The following is a 6,100-nucleotide window of genomic DNA, read 5'->3' as shown; positions in this document are numbered from 1 at the left end:
TCCGGCGGGCTTGCGCCCGTTTGCCGTGCAGGACCGCAGGCGCGCCGCGCCGCATGCCGCCCCCCTTCCCGCAGGCGGGGCATCCGCTCCGGAATCTCCGGTGGCGTCCGGCGCCTGCCGACACGGCGTCTTCCCATGCCGGTGTTACCGGTCGGTTCTGATCCGGACGCCCGTTACCCCGACGCCCCGGCGCGGGCCGTGCGAGGGACCAGACCATGCTGCTCATGCCCATCGTCACCGCCGCCGTTCCCGATTCCCCCGAAGTTCCGGGGGCTGATGGCCTGTTCCCTGACGAAGAGGGCAAGGCGGAACTGGACGCCGGGCAACTGGATGTCGACGCACTGGGCCCCCCGGTGGAAGACAAGGTCGAACTGGACCTCGAGGACGCCCCCTTCCTGCTGCCGGAAGAGGAAAAGGCGCCCCCCCCGCCGCCCCCCGCCGCCCAGTCCCTTTCGCTGTCATCCGATGGCGACGCCCCCAAGAAGAAATTCAGCCTCAACCTTTCCGGCCTGCTGGCCAACAAGAAGCTGCTGATCATCGTGGCGGCCGTGCTGGTGGTGCTGCTGGTGGGTGGCGGTGCCGCGTGGTTCATGCTGCGCAAGAAAGAGGCTCCGCCCCCGCCCCCCGATGCCGCGGTCCAGAAGATAGTGGTGCCCCAGCAGGCCGCGCCGCCCCCGACGGAACCGGCCAAACCCGCCCAGACCATCCTGAGCTGGGAGCCGTTCTGGGTGGAGCAGAAGGACGCCAAGGGCGCCATCCGGTTCCTGGTCGTCAAATTCTCGGCGCCCACGGAAAACCAGAAGCTGGTGTTCGAGGTGCAGGCCAAGAAGGTGGTCATCCGCGATGCCGTGTACTACTATCTGAAGAACAAGTCGCTGACCTACCTTACCGATGCGGCCAATGCCGAAACGCTGAAGAAGGACATACTGGCCATCATGAACGAATACCTCAGCATCGGTAAGCTGGAGGATTTGCTGATAGAGAATTACCTGGTCAAATAAGGGAGCCGCAAGGCGCCCCCGGCACCCACCTGGCCACCCCGGTCATACCGGCGGACATGGCCGGTCTGCCGACCGGACGCACCAGAGCCCGCCGCCCCCGCCGACAGTCAGCCCGCCCCGGCAGCGGGTTATGCCGTCAGCCGCCGCCATCTCTCGCAGGTGCGTCGCGCGGGGCATCATGCGGCGATGGAGGACCCGCCGTGTCCGTAGACCCGTCGCTTCCCGTCGTCATCGCCCAGATGGGCCACGCCGAGCGTGTGGTCCACGAGGCGCAGGCACACCCCGAAATGGTCCAGGCTGCCGCACAGCAGGCTGCGGCCCAGGCGTTGCAGCACGACCGTTCGCAGGTCCAGAAGACCGAAGAGAGCGGCAAGTCCGAGGTGGTGTCCGAACGCGAGCGTAACCGCCAGCGGCGGCGCGCCCTGCTGATGGCCCGGCGCAAGGCCCGTGTCGAGGAAGAGCAGGACGAAACCCCCGACTCCGACGATGATCCCTGGTCCGGCAACATCCTGAACATCAAGGTCTGATTTCCCGCCGTGCGCTTCCGTTGTCACGTTGGCTGGCTGTCTGCATGGTTGGCCGCGCCCGGCGGTCGGCGTTTCGATGCATCGCCTCTGCACCGGCACATGCGCTTCCCGTTCGCCTTCCGGCCCGAAGCGGACCGACCTCGATACTGCTCCCCAGCGACCGTGCCACGGCGTTGCGTGTAGCCCAGACTACACGCATCGTCATTGCTGCATGTGTACGACAAGAGCATGCTTGGAGAGGAATCCGGACGCCCATGAAGGATGGAAGCGGCAAGGTGAAGACGGTGGTGCCGTAGCGGTACGCAGGCAGGGCAGACGGATTCTTGTGGCAATGCAGCAGGCACGATACCAGTGCCGGTGGCGGCGGAATACCGCCGTGACACGAGGTGCGCCATGCCGAATGCCGAACGCCTGTTCGACGGTGCCTACATTCCCCCCTGGCTGGTTGCTCCGGTGCATGACGACTGGGAAAGGGTCGCGCACCTGGGGCGGCCCATGCGTTGGGCGCGCAAGAGCGTGGTCTACGACATAGGCGCGCCCTCGTCCGAAATAGTGCTCATTCGCGAGGGGCTGCTGCGCATCATCGCCCTGGGCTACAACGGCGAGCAGCGCACCATCGGCATTCTGGGGCCAGGCAGCATCCTGGGCGAGGCCTCGCTGTTCTTCGAGGTGGAGAACCAGCATGTCATCAAGGTGGTGGAGCCGTGTTCGGGCCTTGTATTCGGCAAGGACGTGGTGTTCGGGGAGATCATCGGCAAATACCCCTCGCTGACCATCTGCCTGTGCCGCAACACGGCTGCCAAGTCGTACATCATGTCCACCCAGCTGGAATGCACCACCTTCATGACCAGCGAGCAGAAGATCGCCCATTTTCTGTACCACCTGGCGGGCGAGCAGCGGCGCGGCACTCCGCTGTATCACCGGCTGGCCCGCCTGCCGCTGGTGGCCATCGGCGAACTGCTGGGCCTGCACCGGGTGACCACCACCAACGTCATCAACGGATTCCGCCGGGCTGGCATCCTTTCACCCGATGCAGATCACCTGGACGTGCGTGACGTGGCCAGCTTGGTGGACATCCTGTACGCCGAGAAATAGCAGTTGGCGCACACTGCGCGGCAACGAAAAGGCCCGCCGGAAAACCGGCGGGCCTTTTGCCGATGCGGCGGCGTGAAGGGAGACGGTTCGACTCCGGCTACAGTGCGGCCACGGCCTCTATCTCCACCAGGCAGCCCAGGGGCAGGGCACGCACGGCCACGCATGAACGGGCGGGGAAGGGCGCGGCAAAGGCCGCCGCGTAGGCGTCGTTCACCAGCGGAAAGTGGGCCATGTCGGTAATGAACACCGTGGTCTTGACCACGCAGGCCAGGCTGCCGCCGGCCTCGGTCAGGACGGCGGCAAGGTTGGCGCAACTCTGGGCGGCCTGGACCTTGGCATCGCCCTCCACCACGGTGCCGGTGACCGGATTCACGGGCAGCTGGCCGGAAACGAACAGCAGGTTGCCGGTGCGGATGGCCTGGCTGTACGGGCCGATGGCGGCGGGGGCGTCGGGGCTGGTTATCTGGTGCTTCATGGGGTGTCTCCTGTTGGGCTGGCTACTTGTACATGGGCAGAATGTCGAACACGAACAGGGTGTGGCAAATGGCCGTGACGATGCCGAAGATCAGCAGCGCGGGCACGGCGGCTTTGCCGCCCCTGGCGCGGAAGCCGTTCGCGGGGCGGCGCGCACGACAGGCGCGCAGCATCACGGCGGGAATGATGACGGACCAGATGGTGGCGGCAAGCCCAGCCCAGCCGATGGCCAGCAGAAAGCCGTCGGGCCACAGCAGTCCGCCCAGGGTGGGCGGCAGAAAGGTGATCAGGGTGGTCTTGGTGCGGCCCGCGCGCGAATCGTCGAACTTGCACAGGTCGGCCATATAGTCGAACAGGCCCAGGCCCGCCCCCAGGAACGAGGTGGCCACGGCCAGCGACGAAAACGCCTCCAGCATGCGCAGGATGAGGCTGCTGTTCAGGTTGGCCCCCGCAGCCTTGACCAGGTCGCCCACGTTGCCGCCCGCAGCGATGACGTCGCGGAACCCGGCGCGAGGGATGGTGCCGTCGCAGGCCATTATCCACAACAGGTAACAGGCCAGGGCGATGACCGTGCCGCCAACGAGGCAGCGGTTGATCTGGTACGGCTGCTTGCCGAAATATTTGACCAGACTGGGCACGCTGGCATGGAAGCAGAATGAAGTGAGGTAGGTTGACAACGCGCCCCAGATGAAGATGGCCGAATCGCCGCCGCTGCTGCCTTCGCCCATGTCGAACAGGACCCCGGCGCGAATCTCTGACAGCATGCCCGTCATGGACAGGGCAAAGCTGACCACCATGCCGCCCATCATGATCACCGAGATGCGGTCGACGATCCAGGTGCTCCACCACACGCACGCGGTCAGCAGCAGTGCAAAGGTCAGCCCGGCGACCAGCTTGGAAGGCTCGTAGCCGATGGTCACCAGCAGGGAATGGCGCACGATGGACCCGCCCCCGCTGACGTAGGCATATACAAGGATGTACAGCACGAAGGCCACGGCCGCGCCGTTGATGACGCTCCACGACGGCCCCAGCGTATCCTTGACCAGGGTGTGAAAGCTGGCGCCGGGTTCGTAATGCAGGTTCACCTCCAGCAGAGCCTGGCTGGAGAGCAGCATCATGGCCCACGAAAGCAGCAGGATGAGCACGGACCACTGAAACCACATGCCGGCGGAGATGGTGGGAAGGGCCAGCATGCTGGCGCCGATGGATGTACCGGCGATGATCATGGTGCCGCCCAGTATGCTGGGGCGGTGTGCGCAATGCGTCATGGTCAACTCCTTATGAAAAAGGGGAACGCCAATGGCGTTCCCCTTCATGGTGATGCGGTGCTACTTCAACGGTTCAAAGCGTGCCGTGAAGAAGCGCAATACCTTCGGTTCGTGTACCATATTGAGGCCCTTGATGTTGTCACGATGCTTGTACAGTGCGATGCAGGCGTCGGCAACCACGTCCAGGTGCGCATAGGTGTACACGCGGCGCGGAATGGTCAGACGGACCAGTTCCAGCTTGGGCCGGTGGTGCTCGCCGGTCTTCTTGTCGCGCCCGGCGGAAACGATGCCCCGTTCCATGGAGCGTACGCCAGCTTCCAGGTACAGTTGGGCGGCCAGCATCTGCGCGGGGAATTCGTCCTGCGGGATGTGGGGCAGAAAGGCGCGGGCGTCCAGGAACACGGCGTGGCCGCCCACGGGCCGCACGATGGGCACCCCGGCCTCGGTCAGCCGGTCACCCAGGTAGCGGCACTGGGCGATGCGGTGGGCGATGTAGGCTTCATCCACCGACTCGCGAATGCCCTGGGCCATGGCTTCCATGTCGCGCCCGGCCATGCCTCCGTAACTGGGCATGCCTTCGTACAGCACCACCAGTTCGGTGGCCTTCATGAACAGTTCGTCGTCGTTCATGCACAGGAAGCCGCCGATGTTGACCATGCAGTCCTTCTTGCCGCTCATGGTGCAGCCGTCGGCGTAGCTCATCATCTCTTTCAGGATGGCGCGGATGGACTTGTCCGCGTAACCCGGCTCGCCTTCCTTGATGTAGTAGGCGTTCTCCACGCAGCGGGTGGCGTCGAACATCACCTTGATGTCGTGCCTGGCGCACAGTTCCTTCACCGCGCGCATGTTGCCCATGCTCACCGGCTGGCCGCCCGCCAGGTTCACGGTGACGGCCAGGCACACGTAGGGGATGCGATCCGCGCCCACCTCTTCGATGAGGGCCTGCAACTTGTTCAGGTCCACGTTACCCTTGAAGGGGATTTCCAGTTGGGCGTCATGGGCCTCGTCGCGGATGATGTCGCGAAAGGTCGCCCCGTTAAGTTCCTGGTGGGCGCGGGTGGTGGTGAAGTACATGTTGCCGGGCACGTAGTCGCCGGGCTTGATGCAGATCTGCGAAAGCAGGTTTTCCGCGCCGCGCCCCTGGTGAGTGGGCACGATGTGCCTGAAGCCGTAGTATTCGCGCACTACTTCCTGCAGATGCAGAAAGTTGCGGCTGCCCGCGTAGGCTTCGTCGCCGATCATCATGGCTGCCCACTGGCGGTCACTCATGGCGGTGGTGCCGCTGTCCGTCAGCATATCTATGCCAACGTCCTCGGACTTCAGCAGAAATGTGTTGTACCCTGCTTCGGCAATGTGCTTCTCGCGCTCCGCGCGGGTTGTCACGGCAATAGGTTCTACAGCCTTGATCTTGAACGGTTCTGCGGGATACCTGACGTCCATGATGCTCTCCTTTGTGTTGTACATGGTTGCCTTCGCCGTGCATGGGGGGCGAATTCCCCTGTTGTTGCGGAATTGCGGCGTGGAAACATGTTTCTATTCGCCGTAAGTGTGGTCATACGCAATGCGGGGGAAGCGACGGTGTAGTCTGGCCTACACGCGGTGCATTTTTCACGAGAAGCGAAATATGCTGCGGAAGCGGTGGGGGGCCTAGAAGGGGGTTCCATCGGCCAGCAGGCTGCGCCGCAGCGCCTCGCGCAGCCGGGCGGCCACGGGGCCGGGCCTGCCCGTGCCGATG

Annotated in this window: 6 protein-coding genes; 3 read left to right on the top strand and 3 right to left on the bottom strand. The window is 64.6% G+C overall.

Features of this window, described 5'->3' with window-relative positions:
• Positions 1-215 precede the first annotated feature (215 nt).
• The 3 genes from FVW20_RS05605 to FVW20_RS05595 all read left to right on the top strand — a co-directional run bounded on the left by FVW20_RS05605 (position 216) and on the right by FVW20_RS05595 (position 2,623).
• Positions 216-1,001 (top strand): flagellar basal body-associated FliL family protein, encoded by a 786-nt coding sequence (locus tag FVW20_RS05605; protein ID WP_196608652.1) that lies wholly within the window; start codon positions 216-218, stop codon positions 999-1,001.
• Between the two features lie 200 nt (positions 1,002-1,201).
• Positions 1,202-1,528, top strand: coding sequence for a hypothetical protein (locus FVW20_RS05600; RefSeq protein WP_196608651.1), 327 nt, complete (start codon positions 1,202-1,204; stop codon positions 1,526-1,528).
• A gap of 393 nt (positions 1,529-1,921) precedes the next feature.
• Positions 1,922-2,623, top strand: coding sequence for a Crp/Fnr family transcriptional regulator (locus FVW20_RS05595; RefSeq protein ID WP_196608650.1), 702 nt, complete (start codon positions 1,922-1,924; stop codon positions 2,621-2,623).
• Positions 2,624-2,720: 97 nt separating this feature from the next.
• On the opposite strand, the gene FVW20_RS05590 is transcribed toward FVW20_RS05595, so the two are convergent.
• From FVW20_RS05590 to FVW20_RS05580, 3 genes are read right to left on the bottom strand one after another with little or no spacing between them, the layout of a single operon-like run.
• The gene (locus FVW20_RS05590) at positions 2,721-3,098 is read right to left on the bottom strand and encodes a Rid family detoxifying hydrolase (RefSeq protein ID WP_196608649.1); all 378 of its coding nucleotides are present in this window, start codon (positions 3,096-3,098) and stop codon (positions 2,721-2,723) included.
• Between the two features lie 22 nt (positions 3,099-3,120).
• Positions 3,121-4,365, bottom strand: a complete 1,245-nt coding sequence (locus tag FVW20_RS05585; protein ID WP_196608648.1) for an aromatic amino acid transporter — start codon at positions 4,363-4,365, stop codon at positions 3,121-3,123.
• A gap of 60 nt (positions 4,366-4,425) precedes the next feature.
• Positions 4,426-5,805: a tyrosine phenol-lyase gene (locus tag FVW20_RS05580; RefSeq protein WP_196608647.1), complete on the bottom strand. Its 1,380-nt coding sequence runs from the start codon at positions 5,803-5,805 to the stop codon at positions 4,426-4,428.
• Positions 5,806-6,100 lie beyond the last annotated feature (295 nt).

This window comes from Nitratidesulfovibrio oxamicus (assembly GCF_015731765.1).
Lineage (GTDB): Bacteria > Desulfobacterota > Desulfovibrionia > Desulfovibrionales > Desulfovibrionaceae > Cupidesulfovibrio > Cupidesulfovibrio oxamicus.
The sequence above is the reverse complement of the archived record's forward strand: the minus strand, read 5'-3'. Positions and strand labels throughout refer to the sequence as shown.

What these genes read in the sequence shown, in the direction of transcription:
- FVW20_RS05605 (WP_196608652.1), top strand. Translation starts at nt 216, where the DNA reads ATGCTGCTCATGCCCATCGTCACCGCCGCCGTTCCCGATTCCCCCGAA.
- FVW20_RS05595 (WP_196608650.1), top strand. Translation starts at nt 1,922, where the DNA reads ATGCCGAATGCCGAACGCCTGTTCGACGGTGCCTACATTCCCCCCTGG.
- FVW20_RS05590 (WP_196608649.1), bottom strand. Translation starts at nt 3,098, where the DNA reads ATGAAGCACCAGATAACCAGCCCCGACGCCCCCGCCGCCATCGGCCCG.
- FVW20_RS05585 (WP_196608648.1), bottom strand. Translation starts at nt 4,365, where the DNA reads ATGACGCATTGCGCACACCGCCCCAGCATACTGGGCGGCACCATGATC.
- FVW20_RS05580 (WP_196608647.1), bottom strand. Translation starts at nt 5,805, where the DNA reads ATGGACGTCAGGTATCCCGCAGAACCGTTCAAGATCAAGGCTGTAGAA.